Consider the following 25,883-nt stretch of genomic DNA (forward strand, 5'->3'; position numbering starts at 1 on the left):
GATTAATGAATGAGTGTAGTAACGGCGAGACGGAACACAGGGATGGCAACGCGGAATCCATTGCCATCGACGTCGACCATTTCATAATGGCCTTGCATGGTACCCATCGGCGTTTCAATTACCGCGCCGCTGGTGTACTGGTACTCTTCGCCAGGGGCGATGTGGGGCTGTTCACCGACCACACCTTCGCCCTGAACTTCAATTTCACGGCCATTGCCGTTAGTGATTAGCCAGTAGCGCCCGCGCAGCTGCACGGGCATCCGCCCCAGATTACGAATGGTCACGGTATAAGCGAAAACAAAACGATCTTCGTCCGGAGAGGACTGTGATTCAACATAGACGCTTTGTACATGGACACATACGCGGGGCGAATCAATCATGGCTTAACTCTCCTTCGGCGGCGCATTATCGCTGATGTAATTAGCCAGCTTGCAGTACTGCTCTACGGAAATATTCTCCGCACGCATTGCCGGGTCGATCCCCAGCTCGGCTAACACCTCTACGGTAAACGAATTGCTCAGGCTGTTACGGATCGTTTTACGGCGCTGGTTAAAGGCTTCTGTGGTAATGCGGCTCAGTACGCGCAGATCTTTAACCGGATACGGTTTCGTCTTGTGCGGCACAAGGCGCACAACCGCTGAATCCACTTTCGGTGGTGGTGTGAACGCTGACGGCGGTACTTCGAGTACCGGGATCACGTTGCAGTAATATTGTGCCATCACGCTTAAACGACCATACGCTTTACTGTTCGGGCCTGCAACCAGACGGTTAACAACCTCTTTTTGCAACATGAAGTGCATGTCGGCAATGGCATCAGTATAGCTAAAGAGGTGGAACATGAGCGGCGTGGAGATGTTGTACGGCAGGTTGCCGAAAACGCGCAGCGGCTGGCCCATTTTTTCCGACAGTTCGCCAAAGTTCATGGTCATGGCATCCTGCTGATAGATGGTCAGCTTCGGCCCGAGGAACGGGTGCGTTTGCAGGCGTGCGGCCAGATCGCGGTCCAGTTCGATGACGGTCAGTTCGTCGAGGCGTTCGCCTACCGGCTCGGTCAGTGCGGCAAGGCCCGGGCCGATTTCGACCATCGCCTGGCCTTTTTGTGGATTAATAGCCGAGACAATGCTTTCGATCACGAACTGATCGTTAAGGAAGTTTTGCCCGAAACGTTTACGGGCTAAGTGGCCCTGATGGACTCGATTAGTCATTGAGTATTAACAATCATTTTGATGGCGAGATTAAGCGCCGTAATAAAACTGCCGACATCCGCTTTCCCCTGGCCTGCCAGATCCAGCGCAGTACCGTGGTCAACGGACGTTCGAATAAAAGGTAAACCGAGGGTGATATTCACCCCGCGGCCAAAGCCCTGGTATTTTAGCACGGGCAGGCCCTGATCGTGGTACATCGCGAGCACGGCGTCGGCATTATCCAGGTATTTCGGCTGGAAAAGGGTATCAGCAGGCAGCGGACCGCTGAGGTTCATTCCCTTCGCCCGCATTTCGTTGAGTACCGGAATGATGGTATCGATCTCTTCGGTGCCCATGTGCCCGCCTTCGCCCGCGTGCGGATTCAGGCCGCAAACCAGCACATGCGGCTGCGGGATCCCAAATTTTGTCTGCAGATCGTGATGCAAAATCCCGATGATCTCACGCAGGAGATCGGGGGTGATCGCATCCGGAATCGCTTTGATCGGCAGATGGGTGGTCACCAGGGCAACGCGCATCGCTTCGGTCGCTAGCATCATCACCACTTTCGGACTGTGCGAGCGCTCTTCGAAGAACTCCGTATGCCCGGTAAACGGTATGCCCGCTTCGTTGATCACGCCTTTGTGAACGGGGCCGGTAATCAGAGCGGCAAATTCGCCCTTCAGGCAACCGTCGCAGGCGCGCGCAAGGGTTTCAACGACATAGTGGCCGTTTTCCGTGCTGAGCTGACCCGGAATGACCGGCGTTCGAAGGGGAACAGAGAGAAGGGTAAGCGTACCGGCTTGCTGTGGTGCAGGCTGTTGGCCTTCAACGTAAGGGATGAGCGTTAAAGGCAGACCGAGCAGTGTTGCCCGGTCTTGTAACAGTGTTGCATCGGCGCAGACAACCAGTTCTACCGGCCAGCTGAGCTGGGCGAGCTGGACAACGAGGTCAGGCCCAATCCCGGCGGGTTCGCCGGGCGTGATAACAACACGATGCTGTTTCATTAGTTGCTCAGCACTTTCACGTAAGCACTGGCGCGTTGTTCCTGCATCCAGGTGGCTGCTTCTTCAGAGAACTTACGGTTAAACAGCATACGGTAGGCTCTGTCTTTCTGTGCCGCATCCGTTTTATCAACGTTACGGGTGTCCATCAGCTCGATCAGATGCCAGCCAAACGAAGAGTGGACCGGCGTGCTCATCTGGCCTTTGTTCAGCTTCATCAACGCGTCACGGAAGGCAGGATCGTAAATATCCGCAGCCGCCCAGCCCAGATCGCCGCCCTGGTTAGCAGAGCCTGGATCCTGAGAGAACTCTTTTGCGGCCTTCGCAAACGAGGTTTTACCGCTCTTAATGTCTGCTGCGATCTGTTCCAGCTTCGCACGCGCCTGATCGTCAGTCATGACCGGTGACGGTTTCAGCAGAATGTGGCGAGCGTGAACTTCGGTGACGGAGATATTTTGGCTCTGGCCGCGCAGATCGTTCACCTTCAGAATGTGGAAGCCCACGCCTGAACGGATAGGACCGACGATATCCCCTTTCTTCGCCGTGCTCAGCGCCTGGGCAAAGATGGATGGCAGCTCCTGAATACGTCCCCAGCCCATCTGGCCGCCTTTCAGCGCCTGTTGGTCAGCGGAGTAGGTGATGGCCAGCTTGCCAAAGTCGCCGCCGTTACGCGCCTGTTCAACAATAGAACGCGCCTGGCTTTCTGCTTCCGCAGCCTGATCGGACGTTGGGTTCTCTGGCAGTGGAATCAAAATGTGGCTCAGATTCAGCTCTGTGCTCGCATCGTTCTGGTTACCCACCTGTTTTGCCAGCGCGTCCACTTCCTGAGGCAGGATAGTGACGCGGCGACGCACTTCGTTGTTACGTACTTCTGAAATCAGCATCTCTTTACGGATCTGATTACGGTAGGTGGCGTAGCTGATGCCGTCATAGGCCAGACGGCTGCGCATCTGATCTAAAGACATATTGTTCTGCTTCGCGATGTTAGCGATCGCCTGATCGAGCTGCTCGTCAGTGACCTTCACACCCATTTTCTGCCCCATCTGCAGAACGATCTGATCCATGATCAGACGCTCCAGGATCTGGTGGCGCAGCGTGGCGTCATCCGGAAGCTGTTGACCGGCTTCGCCCGAATTGAGCTTCACCGATTTCATCAGACCGTCAACGTCACTTTCAAGCACGACGCCGTTGTTAACCACAGCAGCGACTTTATCAACAACCTGGGGGGCCGCGAAGCTGGTATTCGCAACCATAGCGACACCGAGCAGCAGCGTTTTCCAGTTCTTCATACTTTTTCCATTTCAATTAACCGCAAAGCGGATTACGTTGCAAATCAAGCACATTACAAGGAAGTACGGTATGGCAGAATATTCGAGCGCAGCATTTTCTGCGTACCCAGACCGTAGTTGGAACTCAGGCCGCGTAGCTCGAAGTTAAAGCCAATCACGTTATCGTATTTGCTCTGATTGTTTTCCCAGCCGTTAAGCTTACGTTCGTAACCGACACGCAGCGCGTAGCAGCAGGAGTTATATTGCAGACCCACCATCTGGTCAGCTGCTTTATGAGTGTTGGTGTCAAAGTAATAAGCGCCAACGACTGACCAGCGATCGGCGATTGGCCAGCTTGCTGCTGCACCGACCTGAGAAATACCATCCGAATATTGTGGCGATTTCCAGTAGTTGATGCTGTTCTGATCATTGCTTTTCGGTAGCGTTGCCTGAATATATTCTGGGCTAGCGTAACGATAGCTTACCTGAATCATACGATCTTCATCGCGACGATACTCTATGGCCGCACTACTGTTAGCAACATTGTCGAGACGCGTGTCATACTGCACACCGCCACGCAGGCCCCAACGGTCAGTCATACGCCAGTAGGTATCTCCCGCCCACACTATCGATCCCGTTTTGTTGTCTTTCTCCCACTGAATATTGTCATCGCCCGTGCGAGACTCGGTGAAATAGTAGATTTGACCAACAGAAACGTTAAAACGTTCAACGGCGGCATCATCATAAACACGTGTTGTGACGCCGGTCGTTAACTGGTTCGCTGAGGCGATGCGGTCCAGACCGCCGTAAGTACGGTCGCGGAACAGACCGCTGTAGTCAGACTGCAGTAAAGAGGAGTCGTAGTTCTGAATGTTGCTCTGATCGCGGTATGGCACGTACAAATACTGCATACGCGGTTCAAGCGTCTGGGTATACCCATCCGCCAGCAGGGCCATATCACGCTCGAAGATCAGCTTGCCGTCCATTTTAAACTGAGGGAGCGTTCGGTTAACCGACTCTTCCAGATGCGCACTGTTAGTTGCGTTGTAATTGTCGATATTTTTTTGCTGATAGTGAGTTGCCATCAGCTTGGCTTCGGTATTCAGGCTTGCCCAGTCGTTAGACCATGGCAGATTGATCGTCGGTTCCAGGTGAACACGCGTGGCTTCAGGCATGTTCGAATCCGTGTTCACGAAATGCACCGCCTGAGCGTAAACCCGTGTGTCGAATGGACCTACATCATTCTGGTACCAGTTGACGTCCAGCTGTGGCTCAGCGCCATAGGTAGGCGTGGACTGGTCAGAAAACACCTGGAATTTCTTGGTCGAGACGGTTGCATCAAAGTTCTGCACCGCATAGCCTACGCTGAATTTCTGCGTGGCATAGCCATCGGTACTCGAGCCGTATTTGGACGAGAAGTCATTAAAATAAGCCGAATCGCTGACTTTGGTGTAGTCAACATTAAAGCGCCACACCTGATCCATTACCCCGGAATGCTGCCAGTAGAACAGCCAACGGTGACGGTTATCACCCGAGACGTTTCTGGCGTCGTCCTTGTAAACGTTATCCGACGGCAGATAATCCAGCTCCATAAGACCCGCACCGGCGTGTGTCAGATAGCGGAACTCGTTCTCCCACATGATGTTGCCGCGCTTGTGGATATAGTGCGGCGTGATCGTCGCATCCATGTTTGGCGCGATGTTCCAGTAATACGGCAGGTAGAACTCAAAGTAGTTCGTGGTGCTGTATTTGGCATTTGGGATCAGGAAGCCGGAGCGACGTTTGTCACCCACGGGAAGCTGCAGATAAGGGCTGTAGAATATGGGCACTGGACCCAGTTTGAAGCGGGCGTTCCAGATCTCTGCGACCTGTTCTTCGCGGTCATGGATAACCTCGCTTCCGACCACGCTCCAGGTATTTGAACCCGGCAGACACGACGTGAATGTACCATTTTCCAGGATCGTATAGCGGTTTTCGCCGCGCTGTTTCATCAGGTCTGCGTCACCGCGCCCCTGGCGACCCACCATCTGGTAATCACCTTCCCAGACGTTAGTATCTTTAGTATTCAGGTTTGACCAGGCTTTCGGACCTTTCAGGATGACCTGATTGTCGTCATAGTGCACATTACCCAGCGCATCCACCGTTCGTACCGGCTCGGCCGCACCTTCCGGCTGCTTCTGGTGCAATTGCACTTCATCTGCCTGCAGGCGGCTATTACCCTGGTTAATATCCACATTGCCCGTAAACGTGGCATTGTCAGGGTAAGTCCCTTTCGAACTGTCGGCAGTAATGGTTACCGGCAAGCTATTTGTATCGCCACTCACCAGTGGGCGATTATAACTTGGGACGCCAAGCATACACTGCGAGGCGAGATCGGCCGCCAGCCCCTGTTGACTATACAGGGCGGAGCCAATCATTGTGGCCAGAAGGGTGGGGATACGTTTTTTCATACGTTGTATTTTATTGTTCCGTCATCAGTGGCTACGGCTTACAAACGCTCAGAGACTATCTTACTCATCTGCGCAGTACCAGCGTTAATCCTGCCCGTTTGCGTGCCAGAGTGTTAGGCTCGCTATCGAATGACGAGTATGATAAAGCAAATTATAGGCGATGTCCTTCAATTGACCGTGACTTGAACACAGTGATGATGACGTTGCGTCGGCCAGGAATATGACTATCCGGGGAGTATATGCAGTATTGGGGTAAAATAATCGGCGTTGCGTTCGCCATCATCATGGGTGCCGGGTTCTGGGGGATTGTGCTTGGGCTTATTATCGGCCATATGTTTGATAAGGCGCGCAGCCGCAAAATGGCCTGGTTTGCCAATCAGCGCGAGCGTCAGTCACTCTTTTTCTCCACCACCTTTGAGGTAATGGGGCACTTAACCAAATCCAAAGGGCGTGTCACAGAAGCCGATATTCAGATTGCCAGCGTTTTTATGGATCGTATGAACCTGCATGGCGATTCCCGTCTGGAAGCGCAAAATGCGTTTCGCATCGGTAAATCGGATAACTATCCGCTTCGCGAAAAAATGCGTCAGTTCCGCAGCATCTGTTTTGGACGTTTTGATTTAATTCGGATGTTTCTGGAAATTCAAATCCAGGCGGCCTTCGCCGACGGTTCACTTCACCCTAATGAACGTGATGTGCTGTACGTCATTGCGGAAGAGCTGGGCATCTCCCGTATGCAGTTCGACCAGTTCCTGCGCATGATGCAGGGCGGGGCGCAGTTTGGCGGCGGCTATCACCAGCAGTCGTCCGGCGGTGCCTGGCAGCAGGCGCAGCGTGGACCGACGCTGGAAGATGCCTGCAACGTGCTTGGCGTAAAGCCCTCTGACGATCAGACCACGATTAAACGTGCCTACCGTAAGCTCATGAGCGAGCATCATCCGGACAAACTGGTCGCGAAAGGCCTGCCGCCAGAAATGATGGAGATGGCGAAGCAAAAAGCGCAGGAAATCCAGAAGGCGTACGAGCTCATTAAAGAGAAGAAAGGTTTCAAATAAGAAAAAGCCCGACGGTGTCGGGCTTTTTTTTAGAAGTCCACTGGGGCTTTAAACGTCATCGCGTTACCGAAGGCCGGATGGGTGATGGTGAGCGTCTGCGCGTGCAGCTGCAGACGTGGCGCTAAGGCCAGCGCTTCAGGCGGCGCGTAGAAGCGGTCGCCCAGAATCGGATGACCCAGAGCGAGCATATGCACGCGCAGCTGGTGTGAACGTCCGGTAATCGGTTTAAGCAGGACGCGCGCGGTATTATCCGGCGCATACTCCAGCACTTCATACTCGGTCTGCGCGGCCTTGCCGGTTTCGTTGCACACCTTCTGCTTTGGCCGGTTCGGCCAGTCGCAGATCAGCGGTAAATCCACCAGCCCTTCCGCCTGCGCGGGGTGGCCCCAGACGCGGGCGACATACTGCTTTTTCGGCTCGCGCTCGCGGAACTGGCGTTTTAACTCGCGTTCCGCCGCCTTATTTAACGCCACCACAATCACGCCGCTGGTGGCCATGTCCAGGCGATGGACAGACTCCGCCTGCGGATAATCGCGCTGAATGCGCGTCATCACGCTGTCTTTGTGCTCGTCCAGACGCCCCGGCACGGACAACAGGCCGCTGGGCTTGTTGACCACCATAATGTGTTCATCCTGATACAGAATGACCAGCCAGGGATCCTGCGGCGGATTGTAAGGCTCCATCACCATCTTGCGCTCCGTTTACTGATGCGTCACAACGATAAGACGCAGGGCATCCAGACGCCAGCTCGCCTGATTCAGGCTTTCCAGCACCTGCTGACGGTTACTTTCAATCGCCGCCAGCTCGTCGTCACGAATGTTCGGGTTGACGGCTTTTAACGCTTCCAGACGCGACAGCTCCGCAGACAGTTTCTCATCGGCTTCACTACGCGCAGCGTCAATCAGCGCTCTGGCCGCTTTCTCAATCTGGGTTTCGCCCAGTTGCAGAATAGCGTGCACGTCCTGCTGGACCGCGTTAACCAGCTTGCTGCCGGTATGGCGGTTCACCGCGCTCAGCTGTCGGTTGAAGCTTTCGAACTCGACCTGTCCGGCCAGGTTCGTGCCGTTTTTGTCCAACAGCAGGCGGACCGGCGTTGGCGGCAGGAAGCGGGTGAGCTGCAGCTGTTTCGGCGCCTGCGCTTCCACAACGTAGATCAGCTCTACCAGCAGGGTGCCGACAGGCAGCGCCTTGTTTTTCAACAGGGAGATGGTGCTGCTGCCGGTATCGCCGGAGAGGATCAGGTCCAGACCGTTACGGATCAGCGGGTGTTCCCAGGTGATAAACTGGGCATCTTCGCGGGACAGCGCCACGTCACGCTCGAAGGTGATGGTACAGCCATCTTCCGGCAGGCCCGGGAAATCCGGAACCAGCATGTGATCGGACGGGGTCAGGACAATCAGGTTCTCGCCACGGTCGTCCTGGTTGATGCCGACAATGTCGAACAGGTTCATGGAGAAGCTGATCAGACTGGTGTCATCATCTTGCTCTTCAATACTCTCAGCAAGCGCCTGCGCTTTTTCACCGCCGTTGGAATGGATCTCCAGCAGGCGATCGCGACCCTGTTCCAGCTGCGCTTTCAGCGCGTCGTGCTTCTCGCGGCAGGACTTAATCAGATCGTCAAAGCCGTCGGTGTTTTCCGGCGCGGCCAGGTAGCCGATCAGATCGCCATGCACCTGATCGTAAATGGTGCGGCCCGTCGGGCAGGTATGTTCAAACGCGTCCAGACCTTCGTGGAACCAGCGTACCAGCACGGACTGCGCGGTTTTTTCCAGATACGGCACGTGGATCTGAATATCATGCGCCTGACCAATACGGTCCAGACGGCCGATACGCTGCTCCAGCAGATCCGGGTTAAACGGCAGATCGAACATCACCAGGTTGCTGGCGAACTGGAAGTTACGGCCTTCAGAGCCGATTTCCGAGCACAGCAGAACCTGCGCGCCGCTGTCCTCTTCCCCGAACCACGCCGCGGCGCGGTCGCGCTCGACGATGGACATGCCTTCGTGGAACACGGCGGCACGAATACCTTCGCGCTCGCGCAGGACCTGCTCCAGCTGCAGCGCGGTGGCCGCTTTGGCGCAGATCACCAGCACTTTCTGGGAGCGGTGCGCGGTCAGGTAGCCCATCAGCCACTCCACGCGCGGATCGAAGTTCCACCAGGTGCCGGTATCGCCTTCAAATTCCTGGTAGATTTGTTCCGGATAAAGCATGTCGCGGGCGCGCTCTTCCTGCGTTTTGCGCGCGCCCATAATGCCGGAGACTTTAATCGCCGTCTGATACTGCGTTGGCAGCGGCAGCTTGATGGTGTGCAGCTCGCGTTTCGGGAAGCCTTTGACGCCGTTACGGGTATTTCGGAACAGCACGCGGCTGGTGCCGTGGCGGTCCATCAGCATGTCGATCAGCTCTTTACGCGCGGATTCCGCGTTGTCGCTCTCGCTGTTCGCGGCCTGCAAAAGCGGCTCGATATCCTGCTCGCCAATCAGATCGCTCAGGGTGTTGAGTTCGTCATTAGAGAGACGCTTGCCCGCCAGCAGCATGGCGACGGCATCCGCGACCGGACGGTAGTTATTCTGTTCTTCCACGAACTGCGCAAAGTCGTGGAAACGGTTTGGATCGAGCAGGCGCAGACGGGCGAAGTGGCTTTCCAGACCCAGCTGCTCCGGCGTTGCGGTCAGCAGCAGGACGCCAGGCACGCGTTCGGCAAGCTGCTCGATAGCCATATATTCGCGGCTCGGCGCATCTTCGCTCCAGACCAGGTGGTGCGCTTCGTCGACCACCATCAGGTCCCATTCAGCATCGCACAGGTGCTCAAGACGCTGCTTGCTGCGGCGCACGAAGTCCAGGGAGCAAATCACCAGCTGTTCGGTTTCAAACGGGTTGTCCGCATCGTGCTGCGCTTCGGCATAGCGTTCGTCATCGAACAGCGAGAAGCGCAGGTTAAAGCGGCGCAGCATCTCGACCAGCCACTGGTGCTGCAGGGTTTCTGGCACCACAATCAGCACGCGTTCGGCAGCCCCGGAAAGCAGCTGTTGATGCAGGATCATGCCCGCTTCGATGGTTTTACCCAGACCCACTTCATCTGCCAGCAGCACGCGCGGCGCGTGACGACGGCCCACGTCATGGGCGATGTTCAGCTGGTGGGGGATCAGGCTGGTGCGCTGGCCGCGCAGGCCGCTCCACGGCATGCGGTACTGTTCACTCTGGAACTTACGCGCGCGATAGCGCAGGGAGAAGCGATCCATACGGTCGATTTGCCCGGCAAACAGGCGGTCCTGCGGCTTGCTGAACACCAGCTTGCTGTCGAGCAGCACTTCGCGCAGGATGACATTGGCCTCGTCGGTGTCCAGACGAGTCCCGATGTAGGCGAGCAGTCCATTCTCTTCTTTTACGTCTTCAATCTTGAGCTGCCAGCCGTCATGGCTGGTCACGGTGTCACCCGGATTAAACATCACGCGGGTGACAGGGGAGTCATTGCGAGCGTACAGACGGTTTTCACCGGTGGCTGGGAAGAGGAGGGTAACCATACGCGTATCGATTGCTACGACGGTTCCTAATCCAAGTTCGCTTTCTGTATCGCTGATCCAGCGTTGACCAAGTGTAAAAGGCATAGTTGTTCGGCTCTAATCTTAATTGCAGGCAATAGTTCGACCCCCGTCAAAAAAGACGGTCATCGAAAAATGGGTCCGGGAATGGAAAGGGCGCTATGGTACTGGATGGCAGCCATTTCGTCACGCGTCAAAATAGGCCAAGTTGCCCTGTCACTAGTGTAGCAAAATCATCGTCGATGAAGGGCAAAATTCCGTCGGCAACCGGCTGAAGCTGACGCGTCAGATAGTGTTCGTAATCCAGCGGAGAACGCTGATAATCCACGGGTTCCGGGCCGCTAATGGTCCAGACGTATTTGATGGTCCCCCGGTTTTGATACTGCGGCGCGCGGCCGCGGCGTACGTTTTCTTCATCCGCGAGACGCGCGGCGCGTACGTGCGGAGGAACGTTACGCTGGTACTCCGCCAGCGGGCGGCGCAGGCGCTTGCGGTACACCAGCTGCGCGTCAAGTTCGCCCGCCATCAGGCTGGCTATCGTCTCGCGCACGTAGTCCTGATAGGGCTCATTGCGGAACACCCGAAGATAGAGCGTCTGCTGGAACTGCTGCGCCAGAGGCGTCCAGTCGGTACGCACGGTCTCTAGCCCTTTAAACACCATCCGCTGCGCGTCGCCTTCCTGAATCAGCCCGGCGTAGCGCTTCTTGCTGCCCTGATCGGTACCGCGAATGGTGGGCATTAAAAAGCGGGCGAAATGGGTTTCAAATTCCAGCTCCAGCGCGCTGGTTAACCGCGCTTTCTGCAGATGTTCCTGCCACCAGTCGTTCACGAAGGCGACCAACGCTTTACCGATTTGCGCGGCGTCGTCTTCCGAATGCGCGCCCTTAAGCCATACAAAGGTGGAGTCGGTGTCGCCGTAGATGACGTCATAGCCCCGGGATTCAATCAGCGCTTTGGTCTGGCGCATGATCTCGTGCCCGCGCATGGTGATCGACGACGCCAGCCGCGGGTCGAAGAAGCGGCAGGCGCTGGTGCCCAGCACGCCGTAAAAGGCGTTCATGATGATTTTCAGCGCCTGTGATAGCGGCTTGTTACCGTGGCGCTTGGCCTCGTCGCGGCCGTTCCAGATGTTTCCCACGATGTCAGGCAGACAGTGTTTTTCCCGCGAGAAGCGTGCGCCGAGGAAGCCTTCGGTGCTGTGCTCATCATCCGGCTGGGCCATGCCCTCAACCAGCCCGACGGGATCGATCAGGAAGGTGCGGATGATCGACGGGTACAGGCTTTTGTAGTCCAGGACCAGAACGGAGTCATACAATCCTGGCCGGGAATCCATGACGTAGCCGCCGGGGCTGGCCTGCGGCGGCACGTCCCCGAGGTTAGGGGCGACATATCCTGCCCGGTGCATTCGGGGAAAATAGAGGTGGCTAAAGGCGGCAACCGAGCCTCCGTGCCTGTCGACCGCGAGGCCGTTCACCGTCGCGCGCTCCAGCAGGAAGGGCATAATCTCGGTTTTGTGGAATATCTGCGTGACCAGCTCGCAGTCTTTCAGGTTATAGGTGGCGAGCGCGGGCTTGTCTTCGTTAAAGCGCCGGTCGATTTCGTCCATTCTGTCCCAGGGGTTATCGATGGATTTACCTTCGCCAAGCAGCTCCTGCGCCACTGCTTCAAGGGAGAAGGAAGAGAAGCTCCAGAAGGCGGATTTGAGCGCCTCGATGCCGTCGATAATCAGGCGGCCGTTCGCCTGTGCGAAGAAAACGCCGTTCTTAAAACCGTGTTCGCGCCATTCCAGCTCGCTGTTGCCGCGCCCAAGCATCAGCGGGATGCGGTAGCGCTCGGCGTGTTTTTGCAGCACGCGCAGGTCAAACTGCACCACGTTCCAGCCGATCAGAACATCGGGATCGTAGTCGGCAAACCACTGGTTAAGCTTCTCCAGCAGCTGCGGGCGGCTGTTGACGTACTCAAGCCTGAAATCCAGCGCGGAGGCATCACCATTTGGCGGCCCAAGCATATAGACAACCCGATCGCCACAGCCTTCCAGGCCAATGCAGTACAGTTCGCCGTGACGGGTGGTTTCGATATCCAGGGAGGCCCACTTCAGCGGTGGGCGATAGTGCGGGTTCGGCTTCAGGCGCGCGTTAACGACGCCGCCGTTTTGTTCGATGCCATCAACCCAGACGGGGGCGGTAATAAACCGCTCCATCAGGAAGCGTTCCGGCGGGCGGATATCGGCTTCGTAGAGCGTCACGCCCGCCTCGCGGAGCAGTTTTTCATAGCGCATCAGCTGACGATGGGCGCGACAGTAGAGGCCGTAAACCGGCTGACGGTGGAAATCCTTCAGTTCAAGCGGGGTAATGCGCCAGCCGTTTTCGCCGCGCAGCAGCTGTTTCACCTTCTCGACGTGGACTTCAGGAATAAAGGCCACGGATTCCTGCGGGGGCAGCGTCACCTGCAGCGGGCCGTTGTCCGTCGCCAGCCAGAACGCGACCTCGGTGCCCTGAGGGGTATCCCGCCAGTGTCGGGTCAGTAAAAAACCTTCTTGCGCCTGCGCCACGCCGTTATCCCAGAAAACAAAACCAGGCCTGATTATAGCCTGGTTAAGATTTTAATGCTGGGTTTATATACAGCTTACTGCCCGTAGTAGGCCTTCGCACCGTGCTTGCGCAGGTAATGCTTATCCAGCAGGGTTTGCTGCATATCCGGCAGCTGCGGTGCCAGCTGGCGACAGAAGATCCCCATATAGGCGATCTCTTCGAGCACGATGGCGTTATGCACCGCGTCCTCCGCGTTTTTCCCCCAGGCAAACGGGCCGTGGGAGTGCACCAGCACGCCGGGCATTTGCGCCGCGTCGATTCCCTGTTTTTCGAAGGTCTCAACGATCACGTTACCGGTTTCCCACTCGTACTCGCCGTTGATTTCCGCATCGGTCATCAAACGCGTGCAGGGAATCGTGCCGTAAAAGTAGTCCGCGTGGGTGGTGCCGGTCGCCGGGATGGACTGGCCCGCCTGCGCCCAGATGGTGGCATGGCGCGAATGGGTATGCACGATGCCGCCGATGGTCGGGAATGACCGATAGAGCAGGCGGTGAGTGGGCGTATCGGAGGACGGTTTTTTGTTGCCTTCCACCACTTCGCCGGTCTCGAGGCTGACAACCACCATATCGTCTGCGGTCATCACCGTGTAATCCACGCCGGAAGGCTTAATCACGAACACGCCTTTTTCCCGATCAACGGCGCTGACGTTGCCCCAGGTCAGGGTCACCAGATTATGTTTCGGCAGCGCCAGGTTGGCTTCGAGCACCTGACGTTTGAGATCGTCTAACATAGTTGTCTCCTGCCGGATGGCGCTTCGCTTATCCGGCCTACGAAACCGTAGGCCCGGTAAACGCAGTGCTACCGGGCATTCAGGGCTTAGCGTTTTGAACCGTAATAGACTTCATTCCAGCGCAGCGCGTCTTTGAAGGCGGGCAGGCGGGTATCGTTATCAATCACGGTAAGCTCGATGTCGTGCAGCTCGGCGAACTGACGCATGTCGTTCAGATCCAGCGCGTGGCTGAACACCGTGTGGTGCGCGCCACCGGCCAGGATCCAGGCCTCTGAGGCGGTTGGCAGGTCAGGCTGTGCTTTCCACAGGGCGTTGGCGACCGGCAGTTTCGGCAGAGAATGTGGCGTTTCAACCGCATCGACGCAGTTCACCAGCAGGCGGAAACGATCGCCCAGATCGATCAGGCTGGCGTTGATGGCCGGGCCCGTGCGGGTGTTGAAGATCAGACGCGCCGGATCGGCTTTACCGCCGATGCCGAGGTACTGCACGTCGAGGATCGGTTTTTCCTCTACCGCGATGGAAGGACACACTTCCAGCATGTGCGAGCCGAGCACCAGGTCGTTGCCGTTTTCGAAGTGGTAGGTGTAGTCCTCCATAAAGGAGGTGCCGCCCTGCAGACCGGTCGACATCACCTTCATGATGCGAAGCAGAGCGGCAGTTTTCCAGTCGCCTTCGCCCGCAAAGCCGTAGCCCTGCTGCATCAGACGTTGTACCGCCAGACCCGGCAGCTGTTTCAGGCCGTGGAGATCTTCAAAGGTGGTGGTAAAGGCGTGGAAGCCGCCCTGTTCCAGGAAGCGCTTCATGCCCAGCTCGATGCGCGCCGCGTCCAGCACGTTCTGACGCTTGTCGCCGTTGATTTGTGCCGCAGGCGTCAGGCGGTAGCTGCTTTCGTACTCGTCCACCAGCGCGCTCACGTCGCCGTCGCTGATTTCATTCACCACCTGCACCAGGTCGCCCACGGCCCAGGTATTCACGGAGAAGCCGAACTTGATCTGCGCGGCTACTTTGTCGCCGTCGGTGACCGCCACTTCACGCATGTTGTCCCCGAAACGTACCACTTTCAGGTGGCGGGTATCCTGCTTCGAAACCGCCTGGCGCATCCAGGATCCGATACGCTGTTGCGCCTTACCATCCTGCCAGTGGCCGGTGACCACCGCGTGCTGCTGACGCATACGCGCGCCGATGAAGCCGAACTCGCGGCCGCCGTGTGCGGTCTGGTTCAGGTTCATAAAGTCCATGTCGATGCTGTCCCACGGCAGGGAGGCGTTGAACTGGGTATGGAACTGCAGCAGCGGTTTGTTGAGGATAGACAGGCCGTTGATCCACATTTTTGCCGGTGAGAAGGTGTGCAGCCACACCACCAGACCGGCGCATTTATCGTCGTAGTTCGCGTCGCGGCAGATATGGGTAATCTCATCCGGCGTGGTGCCCAGCGGTTTCAGCACCAGCTTGCACGGCAGTTTGGCTTCCGCGTTCAGCGCGTTAACGACGTGCTCCGCGTGTTTCGTTACCTGCTGCAGCGCTTCCGGTCCGTACAGATGCTGGCTGCCAATCACAAACCACACTTCATAGTTATTAAAAATGGTCATCATCGTGTCCTTAATGGGTCAGGGTTGCCGTAGTGTCCGCGGTGCTTTTGGCCGGGGCGGCGACAGGGAGATAGTGAAGTTCGGCGCTTTTTGCCCACTGCTGGTAGCGCTGATAAAGCTGTTCAAAGCGTTGTGCCTGCTGGGCTCGCGGCTGAAGGGTGTTTTCGACGGCGCTCGCCATGTGCTGCTGCGCGGTGGGGATATCCGCATGGACGCCCGCGGCGACGGCGGCGAAAATCGCCGCGCCCAGCGCGCAGCACTGATCGGAGGCCACAATCTGCAGCGGACGGTTCAGCACGTCGCAGCAGGCCTGCATGATCACCGGGTTTTTACGGGCGATGCCGCCCAGCGCCATCACGTTATTCACGTCGATGCCCTGCTCGGTGAAGCACTCCATAATGGCGCGGGCACCGAAGGCCGTTGCGGCAATCAGACCACCGAACAGCGCGGGCGCGTCGGTCGCCAGGTTGAGGTCGGTAATCACCCCTTTCAGGCGCTGGTTGGCAAACGGCGTGCGGCGGCCGTTAAACCAGTCCAGCACCACCGGGAGGTGATCGAGAGACGGATTTTTGGCCCAGGCTTCGGTAAGCTGCGGCAGAAGCTGCTTTTTGCTCTCGGCTATCTGGGTTTTCAGTTCAGGATGCGCCGCCGCCAGTCGATCCAGCGGCCAGCCCAGCACGCGACCAAACCAGGCGTAGATATCGCCAAACGCGGACTGACCGGCCTCCAGACCGATGAAGTCCGGCACCACGCTGCCGTCAACCTGGCCACAGATGCCTTTCACCGCGCGGTCGCCGACGGTGGCTTTATCCGCCGTCAGGATGTCGCAGGTGGAGGTCCCGATGACTTTGACCAGCGTGTTTGGCTGCGCGCCCGCGCCCACGGCGCCCATATGGCAGTCAAACGCGCCGCCGGAGATCGCCACGTTTTGCGGCAGACCGAGACGCGTCGCCCACTCCTCACAGAGGGTGCCAACGGGAATATCGGCGGTAAAGGTGTCGGTAAACAGCGGGTATGTCAGGCTCTTGTTGATGATCGGGTCGAGCTCATCGAAGAACGCGGCCGGAGGCAGGCCGCCCCAGCTTTCATGCCACAGGGATTTATGCCCGGCGCTACAGCGACCGCGGCGGATATCCTGTGGACGCGTGGTGCCGGAGAGCAGGGCAGGCACCCAGTCGCACAGCTCAATCCATGACGCCGCAGCCTGCGCGACGGCGGCGTCGGCACGGGTGACGTGGAGGATCTTGGCCCAGAACCATTCGCTGGAGTAAATCCCGCCGATGTAGCGCGAGTAGTCCGTTTTGCCCGGCTGATGGCACAGGCGGGTGATGGCTTCGGCCTCTTCCACGGCGGTATGGTCTTTCCACAGCACGAACATGGCGTTCGGGTTGTCGGCAAACTCAGGACGCAGCGCCAGCACGCGGCCTTCGACATCCACAGGGGCTGGCGTGGAGCCGGTGCTGTCGACGCCAATGCCGACAATCTCAGCCCGCTGGGCGTCAGTCAGTTCAGCCAGGACGGTTTTGATCGCCGCTTCCATCGACTCAATGTAGTCACGCGGGTGGTGGCGGAACTGGTTGTTTGGCGCATCGCAGTAGCGCCCCTCTTGCCAGCGCGGGTACCACTCAACGCTGGTTGCTATCTCCTGGCCGGACGTACAGTCCACTGCCAGCGCGCGAACCGAGTCGCTGCCAAAATCGAGGCCAATCGCAATTGCCATGGTGTTGCTCCATCGAAAAAAGAGGTATGGAAGAACATTAGAGACTGGGGACAAAAGTCGTCAGGCAGGATCCGCTAATCTTATGGACTAAATTGCTGTTACAACGGAAAGTGTGACGCCGTGCAAATATTCAATGTGGACATTTCTGCCGCACTTATAGACACTTTTGTTACTGCTTATCTACCTGCTCAGGCGGAGAAATCAGGGGGAAAGGCTGAAACATGGCGGACGTAAAAGCGGCGTGATGCTTTTTGGATCTTTTCGCGGGCCATTTTTAAGCTGCTTTTAATGATATGGACAATTGGTTTCCTTCAGGACCCTTGGGAGAACTGAATCTATGGCCGAAACGCAAAACGATCCCCTGCTGCCGGGATACTCGTTTAACGCGCACCTTGTGGCGGGACTGACCCCTATCGAGGCTGAGGGATATCTCGACTTTTACGTCGACCGACCGCTTGGGATGAAAGGATATATCCTCAACCTGACCGTGCGAGGGGAAGGGATCATCAAGAACGGTGACCAGCAGTTTGTCTGCCGCCCCGGCGATATCCTGCTGTTCCCGCCGGGGGAGATCCACCACTATGGCCGTCATCCGGATGCCAAAGAGTGGTATCACCAGTGGGTCTACTTCCGTCCGCGCGCCTACTGGCAGGAGTGGCTTTCCTGGCCGGCTATTTTTGCGCACACCGGTTTTTATCGCCCGGATGAGGTGCATCTGGCGCAGTTTCGCGAGCTTTTTGCGCAGATTATCGAGGCGGGACAGGCCGGTGGTCGTTACGCTGAACTGCTGGCGATTAACCTGCTCGAACAGCTGCTGCTGCGACGGATGGAGGCAATTAACGAGTCGCTTAACCCGCCGCTGGATAACCGCGTGCGCGACGCCTGCCAGTACATCAGCGACCACCTGGCCGATAGCCAGTTTGATATCGCCAGCGTTGCCCAGCACGTCTGCCTTTCGCCGTCGCGTCTGTCACATCTGTTTCGCCAGCAGCTGGGCGTCAGCGTGTTGAGCTGGCGCGAGGACCAGCGGATCAGCCAGGCGAAGCTGCTGCTCAGCACCACCCGGATGCCCATCGCCACCGTAGGGCGCAACGTGGGCTTTGAGGATCAGCTCTATTTCTCCCGGGTATTTAAAAAATGTACCGGTGCCAGCCCGAGTGAATTCCGCGCGGGATGTGAATAAACGGTAAAAAAAGATAAACAAACAGGTGAATGCGGGAAGCAACCTGTAAACTATTCAGACAATTGTTGCCTTGACGCGGTGCGGGGCGCTAAGCAGAATCGCTGATTCGTTTTCTGACCGGAATAGTTATGCAGGCATTGCTGGAACATTTTATTACCCAGTCCGTTATGTACTCACTCATCGCCGTGGCGCTGGTGGCGTTTCTGGAGTCGCTGGCGCTGGTTGGGCTGATCCTGCCCGGCACCGTGATGATGGCGGGGCTTGGCGCGCTGATCGGCAGCGGCGAGGTCAATTTCTGGCAGGCGTGGCTGGCCGGGATTATCGGCTGCCTGCTGGGTGACTGGATCTCCTTCTGGCTGGGCTGGCGCTTTAAGAAGCCGCTGCACCGCTGGTCGTTTATGAAAAAGAACAAAGCCTTGCTGGATAAGACCGAGCATGCGCTGCACCAGCACAGTATGTTTACCATCCTCGTCGGCCGCTTCGTTGGGCCAACGCGTCCGCTGGTGCCGATGGTGGCGGGGATGCTGGATCTGCCCGTCGCGAAATTCGTGGTGCCGAACATTATCGGCTGCGTCTTCTGGCCGCCGTTCTACTTCCTGCCGGGGATCCTCGCAGGTGCTGCCATTGATATTCCTGACGGTATGCAAAGCGGTGAGTTTAAGTGGCTGCTGCTGGGCACGGCTGTGCTACTGTGGCTGGCGGCATGGTTCTGCTGGCGGCTGTGGCGCAGCGGGAAAGCGAATATCGATCGCCTGACGCGCTACCTCCCGCGTACTCGCCTGCTCTGGCTGGCCCCGCTGACGCTGGGCGTGGCGGCGGTGGCTCTGGTGGCGCTGATTCGTCACCCGCTGATGCCGGTGTACGGTGAGATTTTATTGAAAGTGGTCAGTCGCTAAGGACTATTTCCCTCTCCCCGTGGGAGAGGGCATCAGACCGCGCGAATGCCCAACAGTGAAGACGCCCCCGCTTGACCACTGAGCAGCTCTTCCGTCTTCCCATCCCACGCAATTCGCCCTTCAGCAACGACCACCGATCGCGGCGCAATCCGTGCGGCATCCTCAATACTGTGCGAAACCATCAGCATCGTCAGCTGCTGGCGCTGACAGACCTCCTGCACCAGGGCCAGCATCTCCTGACGCAGCGCGGGATCGAGCGCCGAGAACGGCTCATCCAGCAGCAGTATCGGCTGTTCGCGCACCAGACAACGTGCCAGCGCCACGCGCTGACGCTGGCCGCCGGAGAGCTCGCCCGGCAGCCTGTCGATAAACCCGGTGATCCCCATCTGTGCGGCAATGATCTCCAGCTTATGGCGCTGGTCATCGTTCAGCCTGAGTCCCGGGTGCATTCCCAGCGCGATGTTTTGCCGCACCGTCAGGTGGGTAAACAGGTTGTTTTCCTGAAACAGCATTGAGACAGGACGTTTTGCGGGCGGCGTGTGGGTATGATCCCGGTTATCTATGACGATCGCGCCACTTGCCGGCTGCAGAAAACCCGCAACCAGATTAAGCAGCGTGCTTTTTCCTGCGCCGCTTGGGCCAAGCACGGCGATCATCTCTCCCTGGCGCACGGAGAGCGTGAAGCGCATCGGCAGATGCTGATAAAGCCAGGTTACATCAGTCAGTTTTAACATCACGCCCCGGAAGTTTCTCGATAACGGTAAATAAGGCAAAGCACAGCAGCAGCAGTAACAGCGCGGTGACCGCGCCGTCCTGACTGCGGTAAGAGCCGATTTGCTGATAGAGCCAGTACGGCAGCGTGCGGAAATCGTCATTGCCGAACAGCGCCACGACCCCAAATTCTCCAATAGAGAGCACGCAGGCAAACGCCAGCGCCTGTGCCAGCGGACGTTTTAGCGCGCGCAGTTCGACCACCTTCAGCCGCTGCCAGCCCTGCATGCCCAGCGACTGGCACAGCAAACCGTAGCGGCTGTTGACGTCGCGCATCGGGTTTTCCAGCACCTTGAGCGCATAAGGGATGGCCATTAAGGCGTTGGTAAAGATCACGATGCCGTCGGCGCTTTCCGGCAGGCCGATGGTGCTGTTGAACAGCAAAAAGAAGCCTGTCGCCAGCACGATCCCCGGCATCGCCAGAATCAGCATGCCCGTCAGCTCCAGCATTTGTCCGGCTTTTTGCGCCTGGCGGGCGTAAAGCTCACGGCTGCTCCACAGCAGCATCATGGTCAGGATGACGCACAGTAATCCGGCAGCCAGCGCGATACGCAGCGAGGTCCAGGTGGCCTGCCAGAGGACGGGCTGTTGCAGGACAGACAGGAGATTGAGGTTCAGTCCGTCAACGATAACGGCCAGCAGCGGCGGCAACAGCAGCAGGAGCGCCAGCCCGATCAGGACAAAATCGCTGACGCGGCTGTGCAGGCTGTCCTGCGGATCGCGCCAGCCGGTTATTTGATGACTGCCAGCGGGAATGGCTTTACTCAGCCGCTGGCTCAACAGCACCAGTGCAAGGCAGCATGCCATCTGGACTATCGCCAGCAGCGCGGCGCGACCGGGATCGTAGTCGTAACTCAGCGCCTGGTAAATCGCCAGCTCAATGGTGGTGGCCTGCGGCCCGCCGCCGAGCGACAGCACGGTGGCAAAGCTGGCAAAGCAGAGCATGAAGATTAATGCCGCCACGGGCGGGAGCTGGCGGCGCAGCCACGGCCATTCGACAAAGCGGAAGAACGACACGCCGCGCATGCCGAGCTGGGCGGCAACCTGACGCTGTTCGCCGGGAATGTTCTCCAGCGCCTGCAAGAAGAGGCGCGTTGCCATCGGCATATTGAAAAAGACGTGTGCCAGCAGGATGCCCTGCAGCCCGTAAGGCGAGAATGACCATTCCAGACCAAGCTGGCCGAACAGCGATGCCAGCCAGCCCTGGCGACCGTAAACGCTCAAAATGCCGAATACCGCCACCAGCACGGGCAGGATCAGCGTCATGGCGCACAGGCGCAGCAGGGCCTGCCTGCCGGGGAAACGCCGCCGATACAGGGCGCGCGCCAGAAAAATGGCCGGGATCACCGACAGCAGGGCAGAAAGCGACGCCTGCCAGAAGGAGAACCGGATAACGTGCCAGAGGTAGCTGTCGTGCCAGAGGGCGAGCAGATCGCTCTCTGGCGCGTTGAACCACAGTGCAAGAAAAGCCCCCAGGCTGACCACCACCATCACTATGGCGGCGAGCAGCCCGGGCAGTAGCCAGCCGGGAATTAGCGGCTGACGGCGCGTTGCCATTCACTTACCCATGCTGCACGCTGCGCGGCGACCTGCTGCGGCGTAAACTCCAGCGAGGTTGTTGGTTTGGTCAGCTGCTCAAAACCTGCTGGAAGCGCAACGTTAGTGACCGGATACATCCAGTTGCCTGCGGGAATCGCATTCTGGAACGCCGGTGAAACCATGAACTTCAGGAACTTCTCGGCCAGCTCCGGCTGTTTGCTGGCGGCGGTACGCGCGGCCACTTCCACCTGCAGATAGTGCCCTTCAGTGAAATTCGCCGCAGCGTAGTTGTCTTTCTTCTCGGCGATAATGTGGTAGGCCGGAGAGGTGGTGTAGCTCAGCACCAGGTCGCTTTCGCCTTTCAGGAACAGACCATAGGCTTCGCTCCAGCCCTTGGTCACGGTGACGGTTTTGGCGGCCAGCTTCTGCCACGCTTCCGGCGCCTTATCCCCGTAAACCTTTTGCATCCACAGCAGCAGGCCCAGCCCCGGCGTGCTGGTACGCGGATCTTCATAAATCACGCGCCACTTCTGGTCACTTTCCACCAGCTCTTTCAGACTCTTCGGCGGGTTTTTCAGCTTATTTTTGTCATAAACAAAAGCAAAGTAGCCGTAATCGAACGGCACAAAGGTGTCGTTCTTCCAGCCGCCAGGCACATTAACGGCATCTGCCGCGACGCCGCTTTTGGCAAACAGTTTGGTCTGCGAGGCGGCGTCCAGCAGGTTGTTATCCAGCCCGAGCACCACGTCAGCCTTGCTGTTTTTCCCTTCCATACGCAGGCGGTTGAGCAGCGACACGCCATCTTCCAGTGCGACGAACTTCAGCTCGCAGTTGCAGTCGGCTTCAAAGGCTTTTTTGACTACCGGGCCAGGGCCCCAGTCGGCAGAGAAGGAGTCATAGGTGTAGACCGTCAGGACGGGCTTCGCAAAAGCAGGCAGCGCAAACAGCGCCAGCAGGGGGAGAACTTTTTTTAACACTTTGCACCTCAAAGTTGAGTGGCAAAGGATTTTGAGCGACAGCCTCAAATCCCTTCGCCGGCGTTATCCGGATCAGGTTCGACGGGTATTATCTCAGCGCACATCTGTGATGCAGCACCCCGTTGAGAACGGCGCTATTGTAATGATTTGGTGAATATTACGAAAGCGTTATGGCTCCGGGGGCGCAAACCAGGCGGATTTAAAATCAAACCAGCCCAGGGTATTCATCCGCAGGCCGCGCATACTGCGCTGACCCTGGATCATCAGCCAGTGGTGGATTAACGGGACGATGGTCTGTTCGGCCAGTAGCTGCTGGCACCACACGGCAAGATTCATCTCGCCCGCGCGCCACTGGGCGGCATCCTGCTGCCAGTCACGGTCGATGCAGTGCTGGATCAGCGGGACTTCATACAGGTGCGAGAAGAGCGAGAAATCGAGCGGCAGGGTGAAGTTGGCGCTGTTAAGCCAGATATCACTGGTGATATCCCCCTGGTGCCATTCGTCATAGTCAACTTCCCTGACCTCCAGCGTTACTCCTTCGGCTGCCAGTAGTCGGGTCATGATCCTCGCGATAAAACGATGCTCCACGTGCTCGCGGTAGTAGGTCAAGGTGATGGACTCCAGCCCTGCGGGCTTGTCGCAGTGCGACGGGCGGGCGTGGTGCCAGCGCGGAAGCAGGCCGTAGGCCGGGAACCAGTATGTCTGGTACTGCGCTTCCGCATGGTAGATCAGATTGGCAGGGGACAACACGTGGCTGATCCACTTGCGGACGGCCTGGTTTGCCCCGCGGTGGGTGCGGCGGTCAAAGAGGAGATAGTAGCATCCCTCCTCCAGGCGACTCTCCACGGCTTTTTCTCCCGTGGTGGGGCCTTCAAGCGTCAGCCCGCAGCTCAGGTCTTCATTGAGATCCGGCAATACCCACACGTTGACTTCGTCGATCAGCGCCCGATAGCCAAAGTAGTCATCGAACGCGCGGATTTTCAGCTGGTTGCTGTTATTGCGGGACACGGAGTAGGGCCCGGTGCCAATCGGCAGGCTGGCAAAATTGTTCATCGATTCCCACTCGCCGGGCAAAATCATCGACGGCACGTAGCCCAGCAGCCAGGGAAGCCACTTATCCTGCTGCGACAGCTCGATATCCAGCGTCCAGGCCGTGGGGGAGTGGATACGCGAAATATGCGAGTAGAGCGGCAGCCTTCGGACGCGTTCCAGAGAGGCGATGACGTCGTGCATCTCCAGCTCGCGACCATGGTGAAAGTGAATGCCGGGGCGTAAAAAAAAGCGCCAATGAAGAGGAGAAAGTTGCTGCCAGTGGTGCGCGATATCCGCTTCCAGTTCCCCGTTTTCCTCATTTATCCGCGTCAGACCGCTGAAGATTTGCCGGGCCATATGGGTTTCTGAGCGGCGTAACGCCGTGCCGGGCAGCAGATTTTTCATTGGACGATAGTAGAGCACCCGCAGGATGTGCCGCCCCTGACGAAAACTGCGTCCGAGATGGGAAACCAGCATCTGGCGCACGGCGGCTTTGTCGCCCACCAGCTGGACCAGCTGATCGATGCGGTCCTGCTCGAGCAGGTCTTCCGCGCGCTGCTGCTGTAGCGCCAGCCCGGTATAGAGAAAGGTCAACCGCGAACGTTTGCCGCGTCCCGCCTCAGCTTCCCAGCTTAACCAACCCTGTTGCTGCATGGTGTTGAGCAGCGTGCGCATATGACGGCGGGAATAGCTAAGCAGGTCAGCCAGCTCGTTGAGCGTGGTCTCCTGCGATTGCCCCTCGCAGCACTGCCAGAGGCGGATAAACTGTTGTTGCAGACGACCGGAAGGCATAAAAGAGGAACTCCTGACAAAAAACCAGCAATTTATTTATCCCTATATTAGGCCAATAATTCTCCTCGATGAAGTGAGGAGGTAAATTATGAAGAGGTCTACCGCACGTCAGTTTTATCAGCAGTACTTTTCAGCGACAAAAGGATCGTCCTGGCTGGCCCGCCAGTGTGCAGAGCAACGGCTGAAAACGTTAGAAGAATTGATGCAGTGGGACGTTACAACACCGACCTCTTCCCGCTAACTCGCCTCGATCATGTGTGACTGAGTATTGGTGCTTATCACCCGCCAGCAAAATGTTTTTGCTGGCTTTTTTCGTTTATTCTTTCACCCGATTTTGATTCGCTTTCACAAGGACTTGCGCATGCTGTGGTTGATGACGATGGGGCGACGCCTGAACGGCGTGTATGCCGCTTTTATGCTGGTGGCCTTTATGATGGGCGTGGCGGGGGCGCTGCAGGCGCCGACGCTGAGCCTGTTTCTCAGCCGCGAGGTGGGGGCACAGCCGTTTTGGGTCGGCCTGTTTTATACCGTTAACGCCATTGCCGGGATCCTGGTCAGCCTCGCGCTGGCGAAACGATCGGACAGCCAGGGCGATCGCCGCAGGCTGATCCTCTTTTGCTGCACCATGGCGGTGGGCAACGCGCTGCTCTTCGCCTTTAACCGTCATTATCTGACGCTCATTACCTGCGGCGTGCTGCTGGCGTCACTGGCGAACACCGCCATGCCGCAGCTGTTCGCGCTGGCCCGTGAATATGCGGATAACTCGGCGCGGGAAGTGGTGATGTTCAGCTCGGTGATGCGTGCCCAGCTCTCGCTGGCGTGGGTCATTGGCCCGCCGCTGGCCTTCATGCTGGCGTTGAACTACGGCTTTACCACCATGTTCTCCATCGCCGCCGGGATTTTTGTCATCAGCCTGGCATTGATTGCCTTCGCGCTGCCGTCCGTGGCGCGCGTCGAACAGGCAACGGATAAACCTGTCACCGAGGTGAGCGGCTGGCAGGACAAAAACGTCCGCATGCTGTTTATTGCCTCCACGCTGATGTGGACCTGCAACACGATGTACATTATCGATATGCCGCTGTGGATCAGCAGCGATCTGGGTTTACCGGACAAACTCGCCGGGATCCTAATGGGAACCGCGGCCGGGCTGGAGATCCCGGCGATGATTCTGGCGGGTTACTACGTTAAGCGCTTTGGAAAGCGTCGGATGATGATCGTTGCCGTGGCGGCCGGGGTGCTGTTCTACGCGGGGCTGATCCTTTTCCATTCGCGTGAAGCGTTGCTGGCGCTGCAGCTGTTTAACGCCGTGTTTATCGGGATTGTTGCCGGGATCGGCATGCTCTGGTTTCAGGATCTCATGCCCGGTCGTGCCGGCTCGGCGACCACGCTTTTTACCAACAGTATTTCAACCGGGGTGATTCTGGCAGGCGTGATTCAGGGGGCGCTGGCGCAAAGCTATGGGCATGCGTCTGTCTACTGGATGATTGCGGCGCTTTCTGTCGTGACGCTTCTGCTGACCTGCCGCGTAAAAGACGTGTGATCGGATGAATGAAACGGAGCCCG

The 25,883-nt window shown here is 57.8% G+C and carries 20 protein-coding genes and 1 riboswitch; of the genes, 5 read left to right on the forward strand and 15 right to left on the reverse strand.

Features of this window, described 5'->3' with window-relative positions; translation table 11 throughout:
* Window positions 1–2: 2 nt before the first annotated feature.
* From apaG to lptD, 5 genes are read right to left on the reverse strand one after another with little or no spacing between them, the layout of a single operon-like run.
* Window positions 3–380: a Co2+/Mg2+ efflux protein ApaG gene (gene apaG / locus AC0TN7_RS11415; RefSeq protein ID WP_024907431.1), complete on the reverse strand. Its 378-nt coding sequence runs from the start codon at window positions 378–380 to the stop codon at window positions 3–5.
* 3 nt (window positions 381–383) lie between these two features.
* Complete coding sequence (rsmA, locus tag AC0TN7_RS11420; RefSeq protein WP_023310362.1) at window positions 384–1,205, reverse strand: 16S rRNA (adenine(1518)-N(6)/adenine(1519)-N(6))-dimethyltransferase RsmA; 822 nt, start codon at window positions 1,203–1,205, stop codon at window positions 384–386.
* Complete coding sequence (gene pdxA / locus AC0TN7_RS11425) at window positions 1,202–2,188, reverse strand: 4-hydroxythreonine-4-phosphate dehydrogenase PdxA (protein WP_024907432.1); 987 nt, start codon at window positions 2,186–2,188, stop codon at window positions 1,202–1,204. The genes rsmA and pdxA overlap by 4 nt, the downstream gene beginning before the upstream one ends.
* A complete protein-coding gene (gene surA, locus AC0TN7_RS11430; RefSeq protein ID WP_267215259.1) occupies window positions 2,188–3,474 on the reverse strand; it encodes a peptidylprolyl isomerase SurA in 1,287 nt (428 codons plus the stop codon). Before surA ends, pdxA begins: the two co-directional genes overlap by 1 nt.
* Before the next feature lie 53 nt (window positions 3,475–3,527).
* Window positions 3,528–5,903: an LPS assembly protein LptD gene (gene lptD, locus AC0TN7_RS11435; RefSeq protein WP_463726563.1), complete on the reverse strand. Its 2,376-nt coding sequence runs from the start codon at window positions 5,901–5,903 to the stop codon at window positions 3,528–3,530.
* A gap of 239 nt (window positions 5,904–6,142) precedes the next feature.
* Between lptD and djlA the strand changes: the two genes are divergently transcribed.
* Window positions 6,143–6,958 carry a co-chaperone DjlA gene (gene djlA, locus AC0TN7_RS11440; RefSeq protein WP_008502016.1) on the forward strand — a complete coding sequence of 272 codons (816 nt, stop codon included), beginning with the start codon at window positions 6,143–6,145 and terminating at the stop codon, window positions 6,956–6,958.
* 29 nt (window positions 6,959–6,987) lie between these two features.
* Here djlA and rluA read toward each other — a convergent pair whose 3' ends face one another.
* The 6 genes from rluA to araB all read right to left on the reverse strand — a co-directional run bounded on the left by rluA (window position 6,988) and on the right by araB (window position 17,130).
* Window positions 6,988–7,647 (reverse strand): bifunctional tRNA pseudouridine(32) synthase/23S rRNA pseudouridine(746) synthase RluA, encoded by a 660-nt coding sequence (gene rluA, locus AC0TN7_RS11445; RefSeq protein ID WP_463726564.1) that lies wholly within the window; start codon window positions 7,645–7,647, stop codon window positions 6,988–6,990.
* Window positions 7,648–7,659: 12 nt separating this feature from the next.
* Window positions 7,660–10,566, reverse strand: a complete 2,907-nt coding sequence (rapA, locus tag AC0TN7_RS11450) for an RNA polymerase-associated protein RapA (RefSeq protein ID WP_061715982.1) — start codon at window positions 10,564–10,566, stop codon at window positions 7,660–7,662.
* A gap of 127 nt (window positions 10,567–10,693) precedes the next feature.
* A complete protein-coding gene (gene polB / locus AC0TN7_RS11455) occupies window positions 10,694–13,051 on the reverse strand; it encodes a DNA polymerase II (protein ID WP_463726565.1) in 2,358 nt (785 codons plus the stop codon).
* A 74-nt stretch (window positions 13,052–13,125) separates the two neighbouring features.
* Entirely contained in the window at window positions 13,126–13,821 is a 696-nt protein-coding gene (araD, locus tag AC0TN7_RS11460; RefSeq protein WP_024907438.1) for an L-ribulose-5-phosphate 4-epimerase, read from the reverse strand.
* An 86-nt stretch (window positions 13,822–13,907) separates the two neighbouring features.
* On the reverse strand, window positions 13,908–15,410 hold the full coding sequence (gene araA, locus AC0TN7_RS11465; RefSeq protein WP_032649842.1) for an L-arabinose isomerase: 1,503 nt from the start codon (window positions 15,408–15,410) through the stop codon (window positions 13,908–13,910).
* Window positions 15,411–15,420: 10 nt separating this feature from the next.
* Window positions 15,421–17,130, reverse strand: a complete 1,710-nt coding sequence (gene araB, locus AC0TN7_RS11470; RefSeq protein ID WP_463726566.1) for a ribulokinase — start codon at window positions 17,128–17,130, stop codon at window positions 15,421–15,423.
* A gap of 337 nt (window positions 17,131–17,467) precedes the next feature.
* Here araB and araC point away from each other — a divergent pair, with 337 nt between their 5' ends.
* Together araC and AC0TN7_RS11480 are read left to right on the forward strand one after the other, a co-directional pair.
* Window positions 17,468–18,313, forward strand: coding sequence for an arabinose operon transcriptional regulator AraC (gene araC, locus AC0TN7_RS11475; RefSeq protein ID WP_023310373.1), 846 nt, complete (start codon window positions 17,468–17,470; stop codon window positions 18,311–18,313).
* 128 nt (window positions 18,314–18,441) lie between these two features.
* Complete coding sequence (locus AC0TN7_RS11480) at window positions 18,442–19,209, forward strand: DedA family protein (protein WP_463726567.1); 768 nt, start codon at window positions 18,442–18,444, stop codon at window positions 19,207–19,209.
* Between the two features lie 32 nt (window positions 19,210–19,241).
* On the opposite strand, the gene thiQ is transcribed toward AC0TN7_RS11480, so the two are convergent.
* The 4 genes from thiQ to sgrR all read right to left on the reverse strand — a co-directional run bounded on the left by thiQ (window position 19,242) and on the right by sgrR (window position 24,320).
* Window positions 19,242–19,943: a thiamine ABC transporter ATP-binding protein ThiQ gene (gene thiQ / locus AC0TN7_RS11485; protein WP_463726568.1), complete on the reverse strand. Its 702-nt coding sequence runs from the start codon at window positions 19,941–19,943 to the stop codon at window positions 19,242–19,244.
* Complete coding sequence (gene thiP, locus AC0TN7_RS11490) at window positions 19,927–21,537, reverse strand: thiamine/thiamine pyrophosphate ABC transporter permease ThiP (protein WP_463726569.1); 1,611 nt, start codon at window positions 21,535–21,537, stop codon at window positions 19,927–19,929. Before thiP ends, thiQ begins: the two co-directional genes overlap by 17 nt.
* A complete protein-coding gene (gene thiB / locus AC0TN7_RS11495) occupies window positions 21,513–22,496 on the reverse strand; it encodes a thiamine ABC transporter substrate binding subunit (RefSeq protein WP_463726570.1) in 984 nt (327 codons plus the stop codon). The genes thiP and thiB overlap by 25 nt, the downstream gene beginning before the upstream one ends.
* Window positions 22,497–22,527: 31 nt before the next feature.
* Window positions 22,528–22,628: riboswitch (TPP riboswitch) on the reverse strand.
* A gap of 36 nt (window positions 22,629–22,664) precedes the next feature.
* On the reverse strand, window positions 22,665–24,320 hold the full coding sequence (sgrR, locus tag AC0TN7_RS11500) for an HTH-type transcriptional regulator SgrR (protein ID WP_473702162.1): 1,656 nt from the start codon (window positions 24,318–24,320) through the stop codon (window positions 22,665–22,667).
* An 88-nt stretch (window positions 24,321–24,408) separates the two neighbouring features.
* Here sgrR and sgrT point away from each other — a divergent pair, with 88 nt between their 5' ends.
* Together sgrT and AC0TN7_RS11510 are read left to right on the forward strand one after the other, a co-directional pair.
* Window positions 24,409–24,561 (forward strand): glucose uptake inhibitor SgrT, encoded by a 153-nt coding sequence (gene sgrT / locus AC0TN7_RS11505; protein WP_032644049.1) that lies wholly within the window; start codon window positions 24,409–24,411, stop codon window positions 24,559–24,561.
* Between the two features lie 120 nt (window positions 24,562–24,681).
* Complete coding sequence (locus tag AC0TN7_RS11510; protein WP_024907446.1) at window positions 24,682–25,860, forward strand: sugar efflux transporter; 1,179 nt, start codon at window positions 24,682–24,684, stop codon at window positions 25,858–25,860.
* Window positions 25,861–25,883: the final 23 nt, after the last annotated feature.

It is taken from the genome of Enterobacter sp. PL_is511 (assembly GCF_055816065.1).

Bases quoted from the DNA above. Each gene is read 5' to 3' on its own strand.
- apaG (WP_024907431.1), bottom strand. From the start codon at position 380: ATGATTGATTCGCCCCGCGTATGTGTCCATGTACAAAGCGTCTATGTT.
- rsmA (WP_023310362.1), bottom strand. From the start codon at position 1,205: ATGACTAATCGAGTCCATCAGGGCCACTTAGCCCGTAAACGTTTCGGG.
- pdxA (WP_024907432.1), bottom strand. From the start codon at position 2,188: ATGAAACAGCATCGTGTTGTTATCACGCCCGGCGAACCCGCCGGGATT.
- surA (WP_267215259.1), bottom strand. From the start codon at position 3,474: ATGAAGAACTGGAAAACGCTGCTGCTCGGTGTCGCTATGGTTGCGAAT.
- lptD (WP_463726563.1), bottom strand. From the start codon at position 5,903: ATGAAAAAACGTATCCCCACCCTTCTGGCCACAATGATTGGCTCCGCC.
- djlA (WP_008502016.1), top strand. From the start codon at position 6,143: ATGCAGTATTGGGGTAAAATAATCGGCGTTGCGTTCGCCATCATCATG.
- rluA (WP_463726564.1), bottom strand. From the start codon at position 7,647: ATGGTGATGGAGCCTTACAATCCGCCGCAGGATCCCTGGCTGGTCATT.
- rapA (WP_061715982.1), bottom strand. From the start codon at position 10,566: ATGCCTTTTACACTTGGTCAACGCTGGATCAGCGATACAGAAAGCGAA.
- araD (WP_024907438.1), bottom strand. From the start codon at position 13,821: ATGTTAGACGATCTCAAACGTCAGGTGCTCGAAGCCAACCTGGCGCTG.
- araA (WP_032649842.1), bottom strand. From the start codon at position 15,410: ATGACCATTTTTAATAACTATGAAGTGTGGTTTGTGATTGGCAGCCAG.
- araB (WP_463726566.1), bottom strand. From the start codon at position 17,130: ATGGCAATTGCGATTGGCCTCGATTTTGGCAGCGACTCGGTTCGCGCG.
- araC (WP_023310373.1), top strand. From the start codon at position 17,468: ATGGCCGAAACGCAAAACGATCCCCTGCTGCCGGGATACTCGTTTAAC.
- AC0TN7_RS11480 (WP_463726567.1), top strand. From the start codon at position 18,442: ATGCAGGCATTGCTGGAACATTTTATTACCCAGTCCGTTATGTACTCA.
- thiQ (WP_463726568.1), bottom strand. From the start codon at position 19,943: ATGTTAAAACTGACTGATGTAACCTGGCTTTATCAGCATCTGCCGATG.
- thiP (WP_463726569.1), bottom strand. From the start codon at position 21,537: ATGGCAACGCGCCGTCAGCCGCTAATTCCCGGCTGGCTACTGCCCGGG.
- sgrR (WP_473702162.1), bottom strand. From the start codon at position 24,320: ATGCCTTCCGGTCGTCTGCAACAACAGTTTATCCGCCTCTGGCAGTGC.
- sgrT (WP_032644049.1), top strand. From the start codon at position 24,409: ATGAAGAGGTCTACCGCACGTCAGTTTTATCAGCAGTACTTTTCAGCG.
- AC0TN7_RS11510 (WP_024907446.1), top strand. From the start codon at position 24,682: ATGCTGTGGTTGATGACGATGGGGCGACGCCTGAACGGCGTGTATGCC.